This is a genomic window from Aquimarina hainanensis (assembly GCF_042684685.1).
In the GTDB taxonomy this organism is placed as follows: Bacteria; Bacteroidota; Bacteroidia; order Flavobacteriales; family Flavobacteriaceae; genus Aquimarina; species Aquimarina hainanensis.
The window spans coordinates 103,842-123,510 of the sequence record NZ_JBHULX010000027.1; the positions used below are offsets into that span (position 1 = coordinate 103,842).

The window sequence follows — 19,669 nt, forward strand, 5'->3', positions numbered from 1 at the left end:
ATGTTGTATCATCTGCATTTATTACTTTGAGTTGGCAGATGAGAATGGTTATTCGTTTATGCTTTTTCTACTTTTACAGCACACTTTTTATAATCAGGTTCTTTAGAAATAGGGCAGAAAGAGTCCAATGTGATATCATTGATCAGCATGCTTTCATCAAAAAAAGGAACAAATACCTGCATAGGAGCAGGAACCCCCCTTTGATTGACGGAAGCTGGTAATATAATTTCTCCTCTTCTAGTAGTAAGTTTAACGCTATCTCCATTTCGAATTTGCATTCGCTTAGCATCTGAAGGGTTCAATTCTACGTAAGCATGAGGCATTGCTTTGTGCAATACAGGAATTCTTCGGGTCATGGAACCCGTATGCCAATGTTCTACGACCCTTCCAGTACAAAGCCAGAAAGGAAATTCCTGATCAGGTTCCTCAGCAGCTGGTTCGTACGGGCGTTGCCATATAACTGCTTTACCATCCGGCTTCCCATAAAAATGAAAATCTTTTCCGTTAGTACATGCAGGATCGTATTTAGAATTAAAACGCCATTTTGTAGATTTCCCTTCTACGTATGGCCATAAAGCTCCTGATTGTGTTTTTAAGACCTCCAGAGGAGCCATGTTGTGTTTTTTTCCTTCATGGTGTCTTCGGTATTCATTATAAATTTCTTCAATATGTGTTTCTTTCTGGTAATAGAACTGTTTTTCGTATCCTAGACGTTTGGCAACTTCGATAAGCTGCCAAGTATCGCTCATTGCTTCTCCTGGAGGAGCAACCATTTGTTCGAAATATTGTGTTCTTCGTTCTGAATTTCCGTATAACCCTTCTCGCTCAATCCACATAGCTGATGGTAGTATAACATCGGCAATGTCTGTAGTAGGAGTTGGGTATACATCAGATACGACGATAAAACGCCCTTCTTTTTTAGCCCCGTCTCTATAGCGTTTTAGCTTAGGGATGGTTACCATAGGATTGGTTACTTGTATCCACATAAATCGTATATCTCCTCTGTCTAATGCTCTGAACATCTCTATGGTGTGATATGTCGGCTTTGGAGAAATATTTTCTGCCGGGACTTCCCAGATTTTTGCAGCGAACTCCCGATGTTTTTTGTTCATAACTACCCCGTGTGGGAGCTTATGTGTTAGTGTTCCTACTTCTCTTACCGTTCCACAAGCGCTTGGCTGTCCGGTTAGAGAAAAGGGGCTATTTCCGGGAGAGGAAATCTTACCTGTTAATAGATGAATATTATAAATCAGATTATTCATCCAAGTGCCTCTGGAGTGTTGATTTGGTCCCATACACCAAAAAGACATTACTTTTTTATTAGGGTCTCCGTAATACGCAGCCATATACTTAATCTCTTTGGCAGAGACTCCTGATATTTTTTCTACTTTTTCAGGAGTGTAATCTTTTAGAAATTCTTTATAAGATTCGAAGTCAATTTTTTGAGGTTTATCTTTGAATTTGAAGTTATCTTCCAAACCGTACCCCATATTGGTTAGCCCTTTACTGAAATTACAATGTGTTTCTATAAAAGCGGTATTTACCCACCCATTATTAATGATTTCATAGCAAATAGCATTTGCTACAGCAAGGTCTGTTTGTGGTTTGAAAATAATAGAAGTATCTGCTGCCATACTGGTTCGGGTCGTTCGGGTCGCAAAATCAATGATTTTTACACCTCTTTTTAATCGTTGATCTAATAACCTAGAAAATAATACAGGGTGCATTTCTGCCATATTATTACCCCATAGAACAAAAACATCAGCATGATCGATATCTTCATAACATCCCATTGGTTCATCAAGCCCAAATGAAGAGAGAAACCCCGTTACTGCAGTAGCCATACACAAACGTGCATTTGCTTCGACATTATTTGTTCCGATACATCCTTTAAATAGTTTAGAGGCAACATATCCATCAGGAATTGTCCATTGTCCGGAACCGTATATGGAAACAGCATCTTTTCCATGTTCTGTTATTGTTTCTTTCATTTTAGAAGCAATAAGATCTAATGCTTCCTTCATAGAGGTTTCTACATAGGTTCCATTTTTTTTAATAAGAGGTTTCGTTAATCTGTCTTTTCCATACAGAGCAATAACAGAATGGTACCCTTTTACACAGCAAAGCCCTTTGTTGACAGGGGATTTAGGATCTCCCTTAACGGCTACTGCTTTTCCATCTTCAACTCCTACTAATACACCACAGCCTACTCCGCAAAATCGACAAGGTGTTTTTTTCCAACTTAGATTTGCATTTTTTGGAATATTTTTTTCTTGTTCATCAGCGAATAATATTCCAGGAAAAATTGATGCTGCTGCGGTCATGGCTGATAAAGCAGCCATTTTTTTTATAAAACTTCTTCTATTTGTTAAAGAGGTGTACATAACGATTAATCTTTTTGAGGTGTATTAAATCCAGAAACCATGGCTAGTAATTTTAGACTTGGAATTATGTCTAATTTTTCCTTTAGAGAATCTTCTTCTTCTTTGTTGTTCGTCTCTGTAATAACAATTAAAACTTCTTTATTTTCGGCAGGAATTACATCGCAATTTTCTATATAAGATAATGACGCTAATAGTTCTTCTTTTTTTCCTTTATGAGGGTGGGCTAAGTAACTTTTTATAGGCATATCTCTTAGTTTTGGTTGATTTGTTAAAAGTATTTCTTATCAAAAGTGATTTGTATGATAATTGTCATATTTGACTTGTTTATACTTGGTCTAAATAATTGTTTTTAAGGTTTTTAATTATTGTGTGTAAGTGTGTACGCTAGTGTTCGATACAGGTAAGTAATTAACTCCGAACCAGCATATGAGTAATACAATAAATGCAAAAGCTAGAATACTAAGGGCTTGCTTGGATTTGTGCAAATAAAAATAGCGGTAATGAATATATATCAAGTACCCCATCCAAGTTAAAAAAGCCCATACTTCTTTAGGATCCCATGTCCAATAATGCCCCCATGCTTCCTTGGCCCAGAGAGCTCCAAATAACAACCCTAGAGTAAGAAAAGAGAATCCTATATAGACGAGATTGTCTGCCAATTTTAGTGTTTCGGAATCAAAGCGGTTTTTATAATAATCAATTAGCCCTTTTATAGCTACGATACTCGATGCTGCTAAGACAGCATATGAAAATAGATAGACCAATACATGGGGAATAAACCAAGGGCTTTGTAGGGCGGGCATTAACGTTTTTGAATATGTTTCAGGGTGTAAGTAATTAATAATAAGAAAAAGACAGGCCATAGCGATGCTGTATCCCAAAAACCATTTGTATCTCCATCGGATAAAAGTGATGTAACCAACGAGTGGTAAAAATGTAGCATACCAAAGGCGTGTTTCGCCTAGGGTTCGCATAGGAGGCCTGTCTAGTTCTATCCATAATTTTATCACAAACACTAGTAAGATCCCCCAACCGGTAATAAAAACAATGTTGGCTATTTTGAATAAAGCTACTTTTTTGTATGAAAGAAGTAAAAGAAGTAAACCAATACACCAAAGAATGAGAATATTAGTGCTGTATAAGGGAAAATCAATCCAGGTCATAAATTTTATTTTTTAGTTATTTTGTTTCCTATCCAAAATAGGTATAAGGCTCCTGTAATCATCATAAATATTCCTACGTAAATAGCCGGAAGCCAGGGGTCTTTTACAAGTTCTAAAACACTGAGATTGGACCACTTTCCCATTCTGTCATCATAACTTAATTGATAGATTTTCCACCCATTGAATAAGAAAGGTTTGTTTACCTCTAAAACGGTACTAATTCGTTCTCCTTCTTTGGTTAAAATATCGATGTCGGAACTAAATTTCTTTGCTTCAGGAATGGTCATTACGATGGAATAGTCATCACTTATCTTTAGAGATTCATAAGGAGATCTAAAACTACCACTGCTGACCCATCCGGTTATTATGGTATCTTTTACAAGATCCTTAATAGTTAACTTAGCGGAAGGAGGGGAGCCAACTTCATTGACTGACACGTATTTGTTTAAGACTCTACCAGAGGAAGGGAGGTATTCGTCAATTACAACTTCAAATTCGTTAAAGTTATATTGCTGTTTAGGAGTTATGAGGTATAGATTTTTGCCATCATTATGCACTAAACTCCCACTAGTATTGTCTACCAAAGCTAGCTTAGGATTATATTCTTCTATTAGAAAATCTTTTAGATAAAACGCAAAAGGAAGTTCTACCGGGTTGTTTTGGATATCTTTGGCAATCCAATTAGGTTTCCCTTCATAAGTGTCAATAGTAATTCGTTGTACATCTCCAGCACCTAGAATTCCCGATAATAAAGCCATGAAGAGCCCCAGATGATTGAGAATAAAACCTGTATTAGACCAACGAAACTGAAGTATCCTTTTGATTGTAATCAACCCTAGACAACTTAGGAATAAAAATAGAGTAAGAAGAAATGCCCAGTTAGTAGTCATGCGGTTTAATCCTAATGTATTGATCACAGCATTATCAGAGGTGGTTTGTGGGATAATACCCATTACCATGACCAGAGTAGTTACTAAAACAATACTGGTTATGGAAGCGGGGACTTTGGTAAGCCAGCGAATGATTTGATAAGAAGAAAACCATTTATAAGCAACATATAATAGGACTATGTATATGATTAAAAAATAAATGTTATAGGGATAGGTAAGTGTCAAAGAGCTGGTTTGTCCTGTGAAAACTTCCAGAAAAAAACCGGTTATGATAATTCCCAATCCGATAAAAAAGGATTCAAGGTAACCCCAGGGAGTTTCCCAGAGGTTACGTTGAATGAGGGTGTTTGGCTCACTCATATAATTGTGTAGGTTATATTAATAGGTGCTTTCTCTTTTCTTTGCGGCTTCTTTCCATTTAGGAAGTACTTCGTTTTTAAAAGCCTCTTTTTCTTGTTTTAATTTATCGATAGGGAGTCCTATAAACTTTTGAGCAGCTTCTTTTGTTTCTATAGAGGGATAAGGGACTTCCTCTTTAAAGCCAAGCTCATGTAATAACCTAGCGAGTTGTATTCTTGTCTCTTGCGTAATATCAATTCCTTTAGCGACAACTCGTCCCAATTCTACAGGTGCGTGGAAAGAGCCTCCATGCGATGCAGCAGCATAATCCCATCTCCATTGTCCTAGTCTTATTCCATGTAAGATATCCTTCATTTGTTCTTCTGTAGCACCTAGATCCCAACATTTTTTAGCTTCTACATGTGCTTTTACTAATAGAACTTCTAATTGATCTCTGTTCTCAATAATTCGATCCTGATTATCGAATACATTTTTTATAAGCTCGTCTTTTTCTTCCCTATGGCAGACCTGGCATGAATTGGCAACATTATTTAGTGGTGATTGTATATGATGATCTGTAAACTTCTGACCTCCTTCTGTTTTATATGGCATGTGACAATCAGCACAAGAGACCCCTCTTTGTCCATGAATTCCCATTTTATATACTTCGTATCCAGGATGCTGAGCCTTAAGCATAGGAGCTTTACTTAATTTATGAACCCAGTCTACATGACCGATACTGTCGTAATATTTTTCCATATCTTCTACAGTCTGCCCTTTATCCCAGGGAAAAACCAAGTAAGGAGTACCTTTTTTATTCGGTAAGTTTTTATCAAAATAATATTCTACATGGCATTGTGCACAAACCAAAGATCGCATTTCATTATGAGAAGCATCCTGGATATTTTTTCCTTGACGATCAAATGCTTCAATAAGCGCAGGGCGAGTGATTTTCAGGTTCATTGTCTCGGAATCATGACAGTCAGCACAGCCTATAGGGTTTATAACTTCTTTTCCTAAACGGGACCATTTTCCTTTGTAGAACTCAGAAACTCCTTGTTCATTCATTACCCTAGGGACGTCAGGAGATTTACATGTCCAGCAGGTAGATGGCATAGGACCATCATTTTCTCCCGTAGGAGCTCCAGTTCTAAGTGTATTGTGTATATCATCGATGGCATAGACATGTCCTCTTCCTTGATTATAATCTTTAGAAAAACCATATCCTGCCCATAAAACCACAAGCCTAGGATCAATCGCTAGCATATCTATCATGGCATTTCCATTATATTTTGAAACAAAAGAAGAGTCCGCTGTTTTATAGTAAGATTGGAATTCTCTAGGGAAGTTTTTTCCCCATATTTCATTTCTGGGTTCTAGTGGGTTAATTTTAGTTTTTGGAGTATAGGCAAATTTAGCTTCCATTTTGCGTGTTGTAATTGTAGAAACTAACATGCCTAATAAAAATACTATAGTTAATGATGCCAGGAATAGCACCCAGTTTTTCCATGGTTTTCTTTTATTACTCATCGTTTTCAGGGTTTTTGTTTTCAGAATCGTTTAATTGTTTTTCTAGCCATTCCGGGATTGTTTCTTGGTGCTCTTCAGGGATTTTTCCGTAGTATTTAGTAGCGGATAAACTATGGATGCTTCCATGAGGAACTTCTTTGTGACATTCCCAGCATTTTCTCGTTGTTCTATCTTCATAATGGTTTTTAACCATTCCACTTAACCGAGCATCGGTGACTTGATCTTGATGGCATCGAATACAATTGTTTTGTACTACGACATTTCCGGCTTCTTTCATTTTTATAACCTCTGGCTCTCCTCGGGAAGTAAATACAGAAGCATGATATAAACCATCTTTGGCTTTAAACATGTATTTTTTTATCGCATTATCGTGAGGAACATGACAGTCATTACAATTTGCCCATTCTCTGTGAGAACTTTTTTCCCATGTGGTGTATTGAGGAGTCATTACATGACAATTAGCGCATGTTTTCGGGTCGTCAGATAAATATGAAACAGCTTTTGACTCTATCAGAGTATAAATAGTAAGACCTGTTAGTGCTCCGGATAATATAATCACAGGGATTCTCCAAGGTTTCGGGGGGATAAAAAACTGGAATATTTTTTTCATAATTATAATATTAAGATAAAAAGGTCTTTTAATATTTTGAAAGAGTAAAAATCAGATTTATTTTGAGGGATAAATATGACATTTGTCACAATATATTTGTTTAGATTTAATCTAAATAGGTATAGCTTTTTGCAAGAGTAAGAGGTTGTAAACATGATTTTTATCATGTTTTTAAGGAAAAACAGCCGCTATATTTGTGTGTATATAACGAGTATAATGATATCTGTAGAAGAAGCCATACAAAAAGTAGTTAAGACGGTTCAAACTACCACTACATCACAAACTATAAGAGTAAGAGAAGCGGTAGGAGAAATATTGTCAAAAGATGTGATTGCACCAATTAACATGCCTCCTTTTAGGCAGTCTGCAATGGATGGTTATGCATTAAATCTCTATGACAATACTACGTATGAGGTACGGGATGAAGTAAAGGCAGGAGATCAGCACCATCCGGTTTTAGAAAAAGGCGAAGCAGTGCGAATTTTTACCGGTGCAGCTGTTCCTGATACGGCAAATACAGTGATTATGCAAGAACGGGTAGTAATGAATGAGAACACTATTGCTGTAGAAGGACTCGTAAACTTTGGAGATAATATTCGCTTAGAAGGAGAGCAGATTAAGAAAGGAGAAATTGCCTTAAAAAAAGATACAATAATCACTGTTGCAGGTATAGGGTATCTGTTAAGTTTAGGAATACAAGAAATTCAGGTGTATAAAAAACCGTCTATAGGTGTTGTTGTTACAGGTAATGAATTGATAGAACCGGGGAAACCATTATCTACAGGGAAGGTTTATGATAGTAATGGAGGGATGTTAGCCACTGCGTTACAATCACTAGAATATAAAGAAATATCGGAGTATTCTGTAAAAGATCAATATGAAACCACAAAAGAAGTTTTATTAACAGCTCTAAAAGAAAATGATGTAATTGTTTTATCGGGGGGGATTTCTGTAGGAACCTATGATTATGTTGGGAAAGCATTAAAAGAGTTAGGAGTGGAGGAGATCTTTTATAAGGTAAAGCAAAAACCAGGGAAACCATTGTTTTTTGGAAGAAAGAAAAACAAAATTGTTTTTGCATTGCCAGGAAATCCCGCAGCAGCGTTAAGTTGTTTTTATTTATATGTATATCCAGCATTAGAAAAATTAAGAGGGAATAAAAATTTTAGTCTAGACAAAAAAGAAGTAACATCTATATCTTCTTTTGAGAAGAAAGGTAACAGAGCTCAGTTTTTAAAAGCCATTTTGGAAGAAAATACTGTGACGATTCTAGAAGGACAGAGTTCGGCTATGTTACAAACATTTGCTGTAGCAAATGCATTGGTCTATATCCCTGAGGAGCGATCGAGAATTATGAAAAATGATACTGTAGAAGTAATATGTTTACCGATATGAAGAATGTAAAAATAAAAAGTAGGATTTGGATAGAAGTGGATAATAATGTGCTTATAGGAGAAGGAAGAGTTCGGCTACTAAAAGCAATAGAAAATACAGGCTCATTGTCTAAGGCAGCAAAGAAATTAAATATGTCTTATAAAAAGGCATGGGACCTTATCTATTCAATGAATAATGCTACCTCTTGTCCGGTTATCACGACGACTATAGGTGGTAAAAATGGAGGAGGAGCAGTATTAACAGAACATGGAAAAACATTAATTGATTTTTTTGAAGAGCTCAACAAAGGATGTTGGGAATACCTAGATCGTCAAAAAGGAGAAATACGGATACGATGATTTTCGAAACAGAAAGTGTTTTGCTTTTTATGATTATTCTTCCATTAGTGTCTTTTTTGTATGCTAGTGTAGGACATGGAGGAGCAAGTGGATATTTGGCATTAATGGCGTTTTTTTCTTTTAGCCCTGAGATGATGAAATCAACGGCGTTATTACTGAATCTATTTGTAGCAGCGATTGCATTTTTTCATTATTACAGAGAAGGTTTTTTTAGGATGAAACTATTTCTGCCATTTGCAATAGCTTCTATCCCGATGGCTTTTATTGGAGGGACTATAGAGATAGAAGCTGCCGTTTATAAAAAAATACTAGGAGTACTGCTGATTTTTGCTATTCTGAAAATGCTTAATGTTTTTGGGAAAGGAACCGCCACTATCAAGGACGTTAAATTATGGCAGGGAATTGTAGTAGGAGGGGGCATTGGTTTGCTCTCTGGTTTAATTGGTATTGGAGGAGGAATTATTTTGAGCCCAGTTATTCTATTATTGCATTGGGGTAAAATGAAGGAAGCTGCAGCAGTTTCAGCTCTTTTTATTTGGGTGAATTCCGCTGCGGGACTTATTGGACAATTTAGTAAGGGAATAACTTTGAATAATATCTCATTTATTTGGGTGCTTTTCGCATTAGCAGGAGGTTTCTTAGGGGGGTATTTTGGAAGTAAGAGATTTAGTAATGCAGGGTTGAGGTATGTATTAGCCTTAGTATTAGTATTGGCTTCAGTAAAGTTATTTATAATCTAAAAAATGAAAGAGTCTTCCAAGGACGTTACCGGAATTATCCTGGCAGGGGGCAAAAGTAGTCGGATGGGAACAGATAAAGGTTTTATAAAGTATCGTTCAAAATACTTTATAACACATATTATAGAAGCTATGGAGCCAATAGTTCGTGATATTATTATTGTTAGTGATTGCGCTGATTATGATATTTTTAATAAACAAAGAGTTGAAGATGAAATAAAAAATGCAGGTCCTTTGGCAGGAGTGTATACAGGTTTAAAACATACCAGAACAGCCTATAATCTAATAGTAAGTTGTGATGTTCCTTTGATCAAGACAGCTGTACTGACAAAATTATTAGAACAAAGAACTGAAGAAACACAAGTAATACAGTTACAAGGAGAAAATAAAACAATGCCCCTATTGGCCTTGTATAAAAAGGAATGTGAACAGAAGTGCTTAGAGTTGTTAGAACGGGGAGAGAGACGGATGAAAGTAGCAATAGCTGAGTTTAAAACAAAAACAATAGAAATAGAAAAAGAAGAGTGGTTACGTTCTATGATAAATGTAAATACTCCGGAAGATCTAAAGAATATAAGCCATGGAATTGACGATTAAATATTTTGGAATGTTAGCAGAAGTTACTAAATGTGGAGAAGAAAAATTAGACTGTACAGCCAAAACAATAGAAGAACTTCTAGATTTTCTTTTTGTAAAATACCCAGACCTAAAAGGAAAAGAGTTTAAAGTGGCCCAGGGACAGGAGTTTGTTTCTCTTGAGGCGCCGTTAGCAGAAACAGAGCTTGTATTGTTGCCGCCATTCTCAGGAGGATAATAAATGAATTTTAAACAAAACACATAGACATGAATAAAAAAAACCTCAAAAACATTTTTGTAGAAGGGGCTATTTCTACAAAATTTATTGGAGAATCAATAGCAAAGCATCAAACAAAAACGACTATTGGAGCACATGATATTTTTTTAGGACAGGTTAGAGCGGATATTATTGATGGAAAAAAAGTAACCGCAATAGAATATACTGCCTATGAAGAAATGGCAAACCTAAAGGCTCATGAAATAAGAGAAGAAACTTTTGATAAGTTTGACCTGACCTGTATGCATGTGTATCACAGTAAAGGGATAGTGAAATCAGGGGAGATTTGTTTGTTTGTGTTTGTCTCTTCTCCAAAGAGAAAGGAAGCATTTAGAGCAATAGAATACCTAGTAAATGAAATAAAGGCAAATATTCCTGTTTTTGGAAAAGAAATATTCGATGATGCTTCGCATCAATGGAAAGTGAATACATAATATGGTAGATATCACACATAAACAGACAACACTTAGAACTGCTGTAGCTCAGGCAACGGTAAAAGTGAGTAAACCCGAAACAATCACAGCAATCAGGAAGAATACTGTCCCTAAAGGAGATGTATTATCGATGAGTAAAGCTGCAGGTTTATTAGGAGTGAAGCAAACACCTAATTTATTACCAGATTGCCATCCGATACCGATTGAATATACCAGTGTTGAATATGAGATTAACGAATTGGAAATAGAGATACTGTTTACGGTAAAGACAATTTATAAAACAGGAGTAGAGGTAGAAGCAATGCATGGGGCTAGCGTAGTAGCACTAAATATGTACGATATGCTAAAACCAATTGATAAAGGAATCGAAATTAAGGAGATCAAGCTCTTAGAGAAAAAAGGAGGGAAATCAGATTTTAAAGATCGTTTTAGAAAAGATCTTACCGCTACAGTAATCGTATGCTCAGATACTATCTCGGCTGGACAAAAAGAAGATAAAGCCGGGAAAGCTATTATCACTGTATTAGAAGAAAACGAGGTGTCAATATCGAAGTATATTGTTATACCAGATGAAATAGAAGAGATAGCGCTTTGTGCAAAAAAATATGCAGAACAAAATATTGATTTAATTATATATACGGGAGGAACGGGGCTATCTAAAAGAGATGTTACCCCAGAAGCACTTTTACCGTTATTGGATAGAAGAATTCCGGGGATTGAAGAAACAATTAGACGGTATGGTCAGGAGCGGACCCCTTATGCTATGTTATCCAGAAGTGTAGCCGGGACCTTAAAAAACAGCTTGGTTTTAGGGCTCCCTGGATCCACTAATGGAGCAAAAGAATCAATGGAAGCTGTTTTCCCAGCAATACTTCATCTTTTTAGAATTTTTAAAGGAGCAAGACACGATTGATGAAAGAAATAAAAAATATATTAACCGATACTCATCAACGAAAACATTCGTATCTGAGAATTTCATTGACAGAACGTTGTAATCTTCGATGTACTTATTGTATGCCCTCTGAAGGAGTTCATTTATCCCCAAAATCTTGTCTGATGACAGCTGATGAGGTCTATGAAATAGCAAAAGTTTTTGTGAAAAATGGAGTTACAAAAATTAGATTAACAGGAGGGGAACCACTTATCCGAAAAGATATTCATCAGATACTAGAAAAATTAGCTTCTTTACCTATTAATCTTGCGATTACAACAAATGCTGTTGTCGTTGATAGGTTTATTCCTGTTTTTAAAAGAGTGGGAATTAGAGACGTTAATGTTAGTTTAGATTCTCTGAATGAGAGAAAGTTTAAAGATATTACAAGAAGAAATTATTTTGATAGAGTATATACTAATATTTTTAAATTATTGAACGCTAATTTTCATGTAAAGATCAATATTGTATTGATAAAAGGCTTTAATGAAGATGAAATTATCAATTTTATTCGATTAACTAAAGATTTGGATGTAACGATTCGTTTTATAGAGTTTATGCCTTTTGATGGAAATAGATGGAATATTGATAAAATGGTTTCTTACCAAACGATAATGAAGACTGTAAAAAACTATTTTTCCGAAAGATTGATTGTCAAAGAAAAAGATGCTCCAAATGACACTGCTGTTCACTACAAAATAGGAGGTTATACAGGGAGATTCGCAATTATTAGTTCTGTGACAAACCCATTTTGTGATTCATGTAATAGGATAAGAATTACGGCTAATGGATACTTGAAAAATTGTTTGTTTTCGGCAACGGAATCAGACTTGTTAAGCCCTTTACGAGAGGGGAAATCGATAGAGTCAATAATTCAAAAAAGCTTTTTGCTTAAAGAAAAAACAAGAGGAGGGATGAATACCTTAGAGGAATTAAAGAATCCAGTACTACATACGAGAAACCGAAGTATGACAATTATAGGGGGGTAGTTTTCTACTTAGTTGTTAAACCCTTTTAAAGAAATAACAGTACCGTTTTCCTTAATCTCTTCCACAAGACTGGCAATGGTTTTATCTCTAAAATCATTTAAAATTAATTTTTTAAAAGGAGATACAAATCGATGTGCAGGACAGGGGTTTTCATCATCACAGGAAGATAACCCTAAAAAGCATTGATCAAACTTATCTGTTCCGTCGATTGTTTTTATAATATCCCAAACCGACTTTTCTTTATTTTTTTTATCTAAGAAAAAACCTCCCTTAGGTCCTTTACTAGAAGAGACAAGCTTATTGGTTACTAATTGTTGAAGGAGTTTAGCAAGAAAAGGTTGAGGAGTCTCGATTTCTTCAGCAACTTTTTTTACGCCAATTTTATGAGTTTCATCACTGTGTATCGCTAGATATAGGATAGAACGTATTGCATATTTGCATGCATTAGATAACATAATCAGTTTGGTTTTGCTTTCAAAAATAATAAAAGATATTTTTATCTTTATTATGAGCAATGCTTTTCATGAAATAAACAACAGGTTTTACTCAATAACAGAGGTATAAATGTTTCAGAATTTGTTTCAAAGAGATTCTTCCAAAAATGATCTTTATTGAAGAATGTATGAAAGGTTTACAAAAAAGTTCCTTCCCTGTCTAGGGATATTATTCCAGTCAGCATAGGTAGAATATGTCGTGTCCAGGATATTTTCAATACCATATTTAAGCACGGTTTTATGTTCTTTGATATAAAACTGATTTCCCATTGTTAGGTTCAGGATGGCAAATGATGGGGTCTTGTCCTCTCCGTAAGTGGGGCTATAGGATGTCTGCTCCATATTTCCTTTGAGCTGTATAGCGGAGTTAAATGTAGGGAGTTTATAAGAAACCTGGATCTGGTATGAAAGAGGACTGATCAGTGGCAGGTTAGCACCATTACTTCCCTGACCGTAATTAAATCCGATAGCTGTATATAGTGAAATTTGATCTGAAAGCGTATAGGTACTATTTAAGGTAGACTTAAAGATAGAGGCATACGCTAGAGAGTTGTATACCCGAACTCCATTTGCTCCAATGGTCATCGGACTTATAGCGGGATTGATCTCTCCGATAATATAATCCATAAGATGAAAATAAGCAGCTTCTGCGCTGATTTTTAGCTTCTTTTTCTCGAAATTAGCTTTGACTGAGAAGTCTACCGATTTTTCTTTTTTTAGCGCTGGGTTTCCTATATAATCATAACCATCAAAGCTATTGAACAGAAAGAAACCATAGCCTTCGCTCACAGAAGGAGCTCTTTCTCCATATCCGATCCCAAAAGAAAGATCTGCAGTAGCTGTTTTTTTATGATAATTAGCAGAAAAACTATTGAGAATCCGTTGTTTGGAGTCTGATATGAAAGGATAAAAGATTCGAAGACTTTCTAAGCCGGTTTGATTTTTAATAGTGTTCTTATGATATCCGATACGAGTAGTAAGGTGTAGTTTATCCGTATCAGTAAGTTCGATTTTGTCTTTTGCAAAAAAACCAGTATTAAAAGTTCTTACATCTGGCCAGGTATACATAAACATATGCTGCTCATCAGGAGTATTGGGGTACATTGTCATTTCTGCCAGTGATCGGTTATAATGAGCGGTAAGGTTAAATTGAAGGCTGTGTTGTTCTTTCTTCAATACCATTTTGGAATACCCTCCATAGGTATCACTCCACCCAGGCATGTCCATACGTATTGGAACATCAGGTCGCTTTGTATCATCCATGATGTGAGTTACCGAATTGTAATAGAGTTTTGTTTCCCAATCTTTGATCATAGTATCATCGTTTTGGTATTTATATGCGAGAGAAGCAATAGATGCTTTGGCTAGAGAGACATCCATAGGCAATGCCGGATAGCCTACATCAGATGCTCGGTCATAAATATAGGTGGCTTCTATGCTTTGATATTCCGATATTTTATAAGCAGTTAATACAGAGATATTGTACTTTTCGAATTGAGAGAATAAAACTTCGTTGTTATTACCCGCATAGTAGTTATCAGACTTTCTATAGATGATATCCCCACTTACGAAAAAATTATTTCCGGAATAAGAGAGAGCCGTTCCGGTAGTTTTGTAGTGACTGTTTGTTTCATATCCAAGATCAAAACTGCTCTTGAACCCTGTGTTTTTATAGGTTGCTTCTGGAAGTGTTAAGTCAATTCCTCCTCCAATTGTATTGGTGTTTTCTGCTCCTTCCTGACCAGAATAAACCGTCACTTTTTCCAGATTAGAAACATCTACATATGAGGTAACCGGATCCATTTTGTCGGTACAGGCTCCATAAATTTGCATTCCATCAATAGTAATCGATAATCGATCTGTGGTCATGTTATTTAGCGAAGGCTCCCAGGCATAATTTCCTCGCTTAATCATATTTATGTGCAGGGAGTTCTCTAAATATTGATCAATCCCTGATACAATTTTTTCTTGCTGATAGTTACTGAGTTTTCTCCTGCTAATAATGGTGATTTCATCTAATTGAGTGATTGGAATTTCTTTTTTTTCTGGAAGTTCAGATTGTGATTGAATCCCCCAAATACTACTAAAAAAGATTCCGAGGATGCAGTTATGTATTTTTTTCATGTTTTAAAACATATTGAATAAGAAGACATAGCACTCTATACGACCTTATTATAGAAATGAGGTAGTGCTGCTATTCTTTTGGAGTTGAGGATTTTAGATAAAAAATGCCCTCTTTATTTTTGTGAAATAGGAGTAATAGCCCCAGGTTTTATTCCGGGGCATTTATAAGTCATCAGAGCTGATTTTAGATCAAAACTCTATTTCCAGATATAAACTGCTTTGTAAGTGATCAGTCGTTATATCCTCTCCTTTAAGAAGCATTCCCTGATCATTTATAAGTTTTAGGTTCAGTACCCAATACCCAGACATAGTTAATGATAACCTTCCATGATACATAGTATCAATATCACTGTAGATGAGATCTTCATTATTGGGAGAGCTGTGATTTCCCATAGAAGGCATTCTGGGGTCCAGAGCTATGGAATAATTTTTTACTACGGGAAATGAAAAAGCATCTTCCATAGTGTAGATACCTATTTTTACATCATTAACTGCAATTTTGGGAACTGATGGGGCTATCAAAGCAATAATGTATTTGGTATCATCACTACCTGTAATAGTAGTTACATTTTGTCTGTTACTTTGTCCAACCAGTAGGGGGGCTTTTGCCTCATAGGAATTATCATTAATCGTATAAGAAATGTTCAGTGTCCATCCGCTCATGTCCATATGAGTCATTTGATAAATAATATACCCGTTATAAAGGGTGTTTTTTCCTGGAACCTTGGAAATGGTAGATTTTGGACAAGAGTGTTTCATCGTTGGCATCGTCATAACCGGATTCCATGTTAGTGAAGCATTTTCTATATAGGTATTGTCCGAGTTATTTTTAATGCGCAAGCTAATATCATTATAGCCGGTACTAAAATGACCTGTATCGGTATACAGTTCTATTGTATGGGTATCGTTGGTAATTTCCTGAACTTTTTTCAAAGATTCAATTTCATCTATTATAGTTATATCTGTGTCATCGTCAGAACAGGATATGTGGATCAAAAAGAAGAATATAGGGAATAAATAGTGTGTAAATTTCATGTTTTTATGTTTTTAATAGTGTAGCATCTGATACGAGTTGTAAAAAAATAATGTACAGCTTATCATCCTCAATCAATGATGAAAAAATAGGATGACCAGAATCCGCTACAGGCTTATAATTCTTATGAGATGATTGTATAAAAGATCACCACATAAGGAGAATGTGTATGATTACACTAGAAATAGTGTATGAAAAATGCTTACACAGTAATAGGTGGGGGTACTTCTATTTCGTAAAATTGCTTAATAGGTTTTTCTAATGTCTGACAGCTGATTAGAGCTGATGTTTTAATCGAAATTGTATTGAGAAAATACATTGGAGCAGGAGGAAGATATCGCAAAGAAACTACATAGTTTTCTTCCTGACCCATCGGAATACCAGAAGGTGTTTTCTTACTGTTTGCTCTTAGCATTTTTCTCAATTGACATTTTCCGTTACATCCTTTGGGAGCTTCTTTTTGTACACATAGTGTTGCCGCAATTACCTTTTGATTAATCATAAAATCAGTAAGTATGATTACTGTATTTATGTTATAAGTTAATACGATAAAACCTAATAATAGGGCTATTATTCTATGTAGACAAAAGGGGTTCACAAAGACAAAATTATTAAAAAAAGAAGCACTGTATATGATAAAAATCAGTACTAGCCTAAGCTTAGAAATCTTTTCTTTTTGATTTAAAAATAATTCGAGAAACGGGAAGCACCACCCAAAGAAATAAGACCACAGATGAAATGATAAACCCAAGGCTGGTACCGAAGAATTTTTTAAACACAGCCCCTGTATATCCTAGAAGAGCAGAGATATCCAGTTTTAATAAAATAAGTGTTCTCGATAAGTCAATAGGATTTAGAATGGTCCCGAATAGCGATAGCTTATCTAAAGGGTAATCTTCAAACAAAATTAATGACATTAAAAAGATACCGTCATAAATGATAGCCATAAATAGCCACAAAAGAATGGCGTATCCAAACCCCTTTATTTTGTTGTTATTGGATAACGCGATATTAAAAGCTAGTGCTGTAAAAATAAAGGTGAGAAAACTTCCTGTAATAAGAAGGAGAGAAAAATCCCAAATGGCATCTGAAAAAAATAATCCGTAGGCGGCAAAGGGAATTCCAATTCCTATAATCAGACTCATGGACAAAGAGAGTGAAACTCCGAGATACTGCCCGAGAAAAATGGCTTCACGTCGTAGCGGTTGAGCCAGTAATAACCCAACAAATTCTTTGGAATTGTAGTAATACATAACTCCAAAAACGGTTCCGATAAGCGGGACAATAAGGATGATCACATTCATTAATGTTATAACTGCTTTAGACAGGTCATTGTTAAGGAATAACAGGACGGAAGCAAGGAGCAGGTAGAATAGAAAATAAACATAGCTCCAGCGGCTACGCATTAAATCGTAAAAACTATATTTTAATATTTTAAGCATGATGTAATTCTAATATGGATGCGATTGCATGTTCAAAATCTGTTTTTTGTGTTTTTTGTTTTAGAGTAGGGATGGAGCCTTTAAAATAGATCTGTCCTTCTAGTATAAAGACAATTTCATCAGCGATTTCTTCTACGAAACTCATAATATGAGAAGTGACTAAGATGGTCTTGTTTTTCTCTTTTTCATCTTCGATCAATGCTTTTAAACGTATCAAGGAGATTGGATCTAATCCTGTTGTAGGTTCATCTAGTATAACAATTGGGCTATCAAACATAAAAGTGAGAACAATGTTTACTTTTTGTTTTGTTCCCCCGGAGAGCTCTCCTAATTTTTTATCCAGAAACGGAGTCAGCTTAAAAAGAGAAATTAATTCCTCATCCAGTTGGGTAGCTCCCCGGAGATCCTTAATCATTGTAATGAGCTCTTTGACTTTTAGATTACTGGGGAAATTGGCAATTTGCGGCAAATAGTCAATTTGCTTTCTGTAATTCCAATTATTCTGTATAGGTTGTCCCATAACCATTATATCACCTGATGAGGGAGTAATCATACCTAATACACTCTTAATTAAAGTTGTTTTTCCCGAACCATTGGGCCCTAGGATGGCAAATACCCCTCCTTTATTAATAGTCAGGTTAATGCCAGTCAATACCTTATTTTTCTGATAACTTTTATGTAAATTCTTTATTGCAATCATAATACTTTCTTCATTAAGGGGTGTTGATCGATAAGCTTATCAGGAGTAAAGACAGGAGAGACTTTCTCAGAGAAATCGATGATATCGATAAAGAGACTACGTAATAGTATGATGGTTTCTGGAGTCCTGTTAACGATGTATGAAAATAATTTTACAGGTCTGTATCCGACATCCCCAATATTATTTTTATCTAAATCATACCCAGTATAATTACTCCAGTAATTCTTATCGAATAGATTATCGTTTAATTTACTGTTGTATGAAATATCGAAAGAGTTATATAAAAAATTGTTATGAGTAAACGTATTGGTATAACATGCTCCCCGAACTTTAATAGCCCATCCATTGGTGATAAAATTATTTTTCGTGTAGCGTATTCTGTTGGATCCTTCTATATTAATTCCAATGGTGTTTTCTTCGAATGTATTTCCGATGATCTCAGCATCATTTATTTCCTTGAGGAGCATTCCGTAGGATGCCGTACCCCAGTTTTTCCGGAAGAAGTTATTTGTCATCTTAATACGTCTGGAGAACATGACCGCTACACCTGCACCATTTAACTCAAAAATGTTTTGATCGTAACTATCGTCATTAGAAAACATAAAGTGAAGACCATAACGGATATTTTTTGTGCTGGTATTGTTTTTTATGGTGCAGTAATTAGAAAATTCCAGGTAGATACCATCTCTTACCTGCTGTATAAAGTTATGTGCTATTTCTATGTGATGACTATACCAGAGTTGAATCCCGTTTCCCGAATTGTGTTCTTCGACAGCATTTCCGATAATTTTATTGTGGTAAATTTTTCCATGATTAGATTTTTCTATATAAATACCGAAAAAGAGGCGTTCCAAAACTATATTCCGAATTGTGAAATGGTTGCTTTTTCGCACTCGTATAGCTGCAAAGTCTTCTGTATAGCTAATACCTACATTAATAATAAACAAGCCGTCAACGGTCACATGATCAGACGTAATAGTGATAATTTCTCCTTGTTGCTCTCCATCAATGACAGGGTATTGTTTACCGATAAGACTAAGGGGCTTATCGATTACAATATCAAATTCTTTATAGGTTCCCTTTTGGATATAAATAGTGTCATAAGCATGGGCTGATGCAATAGTTTCTTTGATAGAAGTATGAGTACAACTATGACATACAGAGAATGTTTCTGCGTATGTGTTTTTAGCGCTTCCTATTAAAAATAAAAACAATAAAAGGCATAAATAGCGAAATGAATGATGGTATGTATGTATTCTTATAGTCATTTGTATTAGGAACAA

Annotated in this window: 21 protein-coding genes; 8 read left to right on the plus strand and 13 right to left on the minus strand. The window is 35.4% G+C overall.

Features of this window, described 5'->3' with window-relative positions; all coding sequences use genetic code 11:
* Positions 1–56 precede the first annotated feature (56 nt).
* The 6 genes from ACFSTE_RS13855 to nrfH all read right to left on the minus strand — a co-directional run bounded on the left by ACFSTE_RS13855 (position 57) and on the right by nrfH (position 6,916).
* Positions 57–2,342 (minus strand): molybdopterin-dependent oxidoreductase, encoded by a 2,286-nt coding sequence (locus ACFSTE_RS13855; RefSeq protein ID WP_254884090.1) that lies wholly within the window; start codon positions 2,340–2,342, stop codon positions 57–59.
* 47 nt (positions 2,343–2,389) lie between these two features.
* Complete coding sequence (locus ACFSTE_RS13860) at positions 2,390–2,629, minus strand: hypothetical protein (protein WP_176027528.1); 240 nt, start codon at positions 2,627–2,629, stop codon at positions 2,390–2,392.
* 117 nt (positions 2,630–2,746) lie between these two features.
* Positions 2,747–3,547: a cytochrome c biogenesis protein gene (locus ACFSTE_RS13865; protein WP_176027527.1), complete on the minus strand. Its 801-nt coding sequence runs from the start codon at positions 3,545–3,547 to the stop codon at positions 2,747–2,749.
* 5 nt (positions 3,548–3,552) lie between these two features.
* Positions 3,553–4,797: a cytochrome c biogenesis protein ResB gene (locus ACFSTE_RS13870; protein ID WP_378258591.1), complete on the minus strand. Its 1,245-nt coding sequence runs from the start codon at positions 4,795–4,797 to the stop codon at positions 3,553–3,555.
* Positions 4,798–4,815: 18 nt separating this feature from the next.
* Entirely contained in the window at positions 4,816–6,306 is a 1,491-nt protein-coding gene (nrfA, locus tag ACFSTE_RS13875; protein WP_378258593.1) for an ammonia-forming cytochrome c nitrite reductase, read from the minus strand.
* On the minus strand, positions 6,299–6,916 hold the full coding sequence (gene nrfH / locus ACFSTE_RS13880) for a cytochrome c nitrite reductase small subunit (RefSeq protein WP_176027524.1): 618 nt from the start codon (positions 6,914–6,916) through the stop codon (positions 6,299–6,301). The genes nrfA and nrfH overlap by 8 nt, the downstream gene beginning before the upstream one ends.
* Positions 6,917–7,132: 216 nt before the next feature.
* Between nrfH and ACFSTE_RS13885 the strand changes: the two genes are divergently transcribed.
* Genes ACFSTE_RS13885 through moaA form a run of 8 tightly spaced genes read left to right on the plus strand, consistent with a single transcriptional unit; the run spans position 7,133 to position 12,593 of the window.
* On the plus strand, positions 7,133–8,311 hold the full coding sequence (locus tag ACFSTE_RS13885) for a molybdopterin molybdotransferase MoeA (protein ID WP_378258595.1): 1,179 nt from the start codon (positions 7,133–7,135) through the stop codon (positions 8,309–8,311).
* The gene (locus ACFSTE_RS13890) at positions 8,308–8,649 is read left to right on the plus strand and encodes a winged helix-turn-helix domain-containing protein (protein ID WP_378258597.1); all 342 of its coding nucleotides are present in this window, start codon (positions 8,308–8,310) and stop codon (positions 8,647–8,649) included. Before ACFSTE_RS13885 ends, ACFSTE_RS13890 begins: the two co-directional genes overlap by 4 nt.
* On the plus strand, positions 8,646–9,389 hold the full coding sequence (locus ACFSTE_RS13895; RefSeq protein WP_176027521.1) for a sulfite exporter TauE/SafE family protein: 744 nt from the start codon (positions 8,646–8,648) through the stop codon (positions 9,387–9,389). Before ACFSTE_RS13890 ends, ACFSTE_RS13895 begins: the two co-directional genes overlap by 4 nt.
* Positions 9,390–9,392: 3 nt before the next feature.
* Positions 9,393–9,983 carry a molybdenum cofactor guanylyltransferase gene (gene mobA / locus ACFSTE_RS13900; protein WP_176027520.1) on the plus strand — a complete coding sequence of 197 codons (591 nt, stop codon included), beginning with the start codon at positions 9,393–9,395 and terminating at the stop codon, positions 9,981–9,983.
* Positions 9,967–10,200 (plus strand): MoaD/ThiS family protein, encoded by a 234-nt coding sequence (locus tag ACFSTE_RS13905; RefSeq protein ID WP_378258600.1) that lies wholly within the window; start codon positions 9,967–9,969, stop codon positions 10,198–10,200. Before mobA ends, ACFSTE_RS13905 begins: the two co-directional genes overlap by 17 nt.
* 29 nt (positions 10,201–10,229) lie before the next feature.
* Complete coding sequence (locus ACFSTE_RS13910; protein ID WP_176027518.1) at positions 10,230–10,673, plus strand: molybdenum cofactor biosynthesis protein MoaE; 444 nt, start codon at positions 10,230–10,232, stop codon at positions 10,671–10,673.
* 1 nt (position 10,674) lies between these two features.
* Positions 10,675–11,586, plus strand: coding sequence for a bifunctional molybdenum cofactor biosynthesis protein MoaC/MoaB (moaCB, locus tag ACFSTE_RS13915; RefSeq protein WP_378258602.1), 912 nt, complete (start codon positions 10,675–10,677; stop codon positions 11,584–11,586).
* Complete coding sequence (gene moaA / locus ACFSTE_RS13920) at positions 11,586–12,593, plus strand: GTP 3',8-cyclase MoaA (RefSeq protein ID WP_378258604.1); 1,008 nt, start codon at positions 11,586–11,588, stop codon at positions 12,591–12,593. The genes moaCB and moaA overlap by 1 nt, the downstream gene beginning before the upstream one ends.
* A gap of 8 nt (positions 12,594–12,601) precedes the next feature.
* On the opposite strand, the gene ACFSTE_RS13925 is transcribed toward moaA, so the two are convergent.
* From ACFSTE_RS13925 to ACFSTE_RS13955, 7 genes are all read right to left on the minus strand, one after another.
* Positions 12,602–13,048 carry an RrF2 family transcriptional regulator gene (locus tag ACFSTE_RS13925; protein WP_176027515.1) on the minus strand — a complete coding sequence of 149 codons (447 nt, stop codon included), beginning with the start codon at positions 13,046–13,048 and terminating at the stop codon, positions 12,602–12,604.
* A gap of 153 nt (positions 13,049–13,201) precedes the next feature.
* On the minus strand, positions 13,202–15,211 hold the full coding sequence (locus ACFSTE_RS13930) for a TonB-dependent receptor plug domain-containing protein (protein WP_378258605.1): 2,010 nt from the start codon (positions 15,209–15,211) through the stop codon (positions 13,202–13,204).
* Positions 15,212–15,400: 189 nt separating this feature from the next.
* The gene (locus ACFSTE_RS13935) at positions 15,401–16,246 is read right to left on the minus strand and encodes a hypothetical protein (RefSeq protein ID WP_378258606.1); all 846 of its coding nucleotides are present in this window, start codon (positions 16,244–16,246) and stop codon (positions 15,401–15,403) included.
* Positions 16,247–16,446: 200 nt separating this feature from the next.
* Positions 16,447–16,746 (minus strand): hypothetical protein, encoded by a 300-nt coding sequence (locus ACFSTE_RS13940; RefSeq protein WP_378258607.1) that lies wholly within the window; start codon positions 16,744–16,746, stop codon positions 16,447–16,449.
* Between the two features lie 157 nt (positions 16,747–16,903).
* Positions 16,904–17,686 carry an ABC transporter permease gene (locus tag ACFSTE_RS13945; protein ID WP_176027511.1) on the minus strand — a complete coding sequence of 261 codons (783 nt, stop codon included), beginning with the start codon at positions 17,684–17,686 and terminating at the stop codon, positions 16,904–16,906.
* The gene (locus tag ACFSTE_RS13950) at positions 17,679–18,386 is read right to left on the minus strand and encodes an ABC transporter ATP-binding protein (protein WP_176027510.1); all 708 of its coding nucleotides are present in this window, start codon (positions 18,384–18,386) and stop codon (positions 17,679–17,681) included. Before ACFSTE_RS13950 ends, ACFSTE_RS13945 begins: the two co-directional genes overlap by 8 nt.
* Positions 18,383–19,654 (minus strand): nitrous oxide reductase family maturation protein NosD, encoded by a 1,272-nt coding sequence (locus ACFSTE_RS13955; RefSeq protein ID WP_378258610.1) that lies wholly within the window; start codon positions 19,652–19,654, stop codon positions 18,383–18,385. The genes ACFSTE_RS13950 and ACFSTE_RS13955 overlap by 4 nt, the downstream gene beginning before the upstream one ends.
* Between the last annotated feature and the right edge of the window lie 15 nt (positions 19,655–19,669).

Bases quoted from the DNA above. Each gene is read 5' to 3' on its own strand.
- ACFSTE_RS13855 (WP_254884090.1), bottom strand. From the start codon at position 2,342: ATGGCTGCTTTATCAGCCATGACCGCAGCAGCATCAATTTTTCCTGGA.
- ACFSTE_RS13860 (WP_176027528.1), bottom strand. From the start codon at position 2,629: ATGCCTATAAAAAGTTACTTAGCCCACCCTCATAAAGGAAAAAAAGAA.
- ACFSTE_RS13865 (WP_176027527.1), bottom strand. From the start codon at position 3,547: ATGACCTGGATTGATTTTCCCTTATACAGCACTAATATTCTCATTCTT.
- ACFSTE_RS13870 (WP_378258591.1), bottom strand. From the start codon at position 4,797: ATGAGTGAGCCAAACACCCTCATTCAACGTAACCTCTGGGAAACTCCC.
- nrfA (WP_378258593.1), bottom strand. From the start codon at position 6,306: ATGAGTAATAAAAGAAAACCATGGAAAAACTGGGTGCTATTCCTGGCA.
- nrfH (WP_176027524.1), bottom strand. From the start codon at position 6,916: ATGAAAAAAATATTCCAGTTTTTTATCCCCCCGAAACCTTGGAGAATC.
- ACFSTE_RS13885 (WP_378258595.1), top strand. From the start codon at position 7,133: ATGATATCTGTAGAAGAAGCCATACAAAAAGTAGTTAAGACGGTTCAA.
- ACFSTE_RS13890 (WP_378258597.1), top strand. From the start codon at position 8,308: ATGAAGAATGTAAAAATAAAAAGTAGGATTTGGATAGAAGTGGATAAT.
- ACFSTE_RS13895 (WP_176027521.1), top strand. From the start codon at position 8,646: ATGATTTTCGAAACAGAAAGTGTTTTGCTTTTTATGATTATTCTTCCA.
- mobA (WP_176027520.1), top strand. From the start codon at position 9,393: ATGAAAGAGTCTTCCAAGGACGTTACCGGAATTATCCTGGCAGGGGGC.
- ACFSTE_RS13905 (WP_378258600.1), top strand. From the start codon at position 9,967: ATGGAATTGACGATTAAATATTTTGGAATGTTAGCAGAAGTTACTAAA.
- ACFSTE_RS13910 (WP_176027518.1), top strand. From the start codon at position 10,230: ATGAATAAAAAAAACCTCAAAAACATTTTTGTAGAAGGGGCTATTTCT.
- moaCB (WP_378258602.1), top strand. From the start codon at position 10,675: ATGGTAGATATCACACATAAACAGACAACACTTAGAACTGCTGTAGCT.
- moaA (WP_378258604.1), top strand. From the start codon at position 11,586: ATGAAAGAAATAAAAAATATATTAACCGATACTCATCAACGAAAACAT.
- ACFSTE_RS13925 (WP_176027515.1), bottom strand. From the start codon at position 13,048: ATGTTATCTAATGCATGCAAATATGCAATACGTTCTATCCTATATCTA.
- ACFSTE_RS13930 (WP_378258605.1), bottom strand. From the start codon at position 15,211: ATGAAAAAAATACATAACTGCATCCTCGGAATCTTTTTTAGTAGTATT.
- ACFSTE_RS13935 (WP_378258606.1), bottom strand. From the start codon at position 16,246: ATGAAATTTACACACTATTTATTCCCTATATTCTTCTTTTTGATCCAC.
- ACFSTE_RS13940 (WP_378258607.1), bottom strand. From the start codon at position 16,746: ATGATTAATCAAAAGGTAATTGCGGCAACACTATGTGTACAAAAAGAA.
- ACFSTE_RS13945 (WP_176027511.1), bottom strand. From the start codon at position 17,686: ATGCTTAAAATATTAAAATATAGTTTTTACGATTTAATGCGTAGCCGC.
- ACFSTE_RS13950 (WP_176027510.1), bottom strand. From the start codon at position 18,386: ATGATTGCAATAAAGAATTTACATAAAAGTTATCAGAAAAATAAGGTA.
- ACFSTE_RS13955 (WP_378258610.1), bottom strand. From the start codon at position 19,654: ATGACTATAAGAATACATACATACCATCATTCATTTCGCTATTTATGC.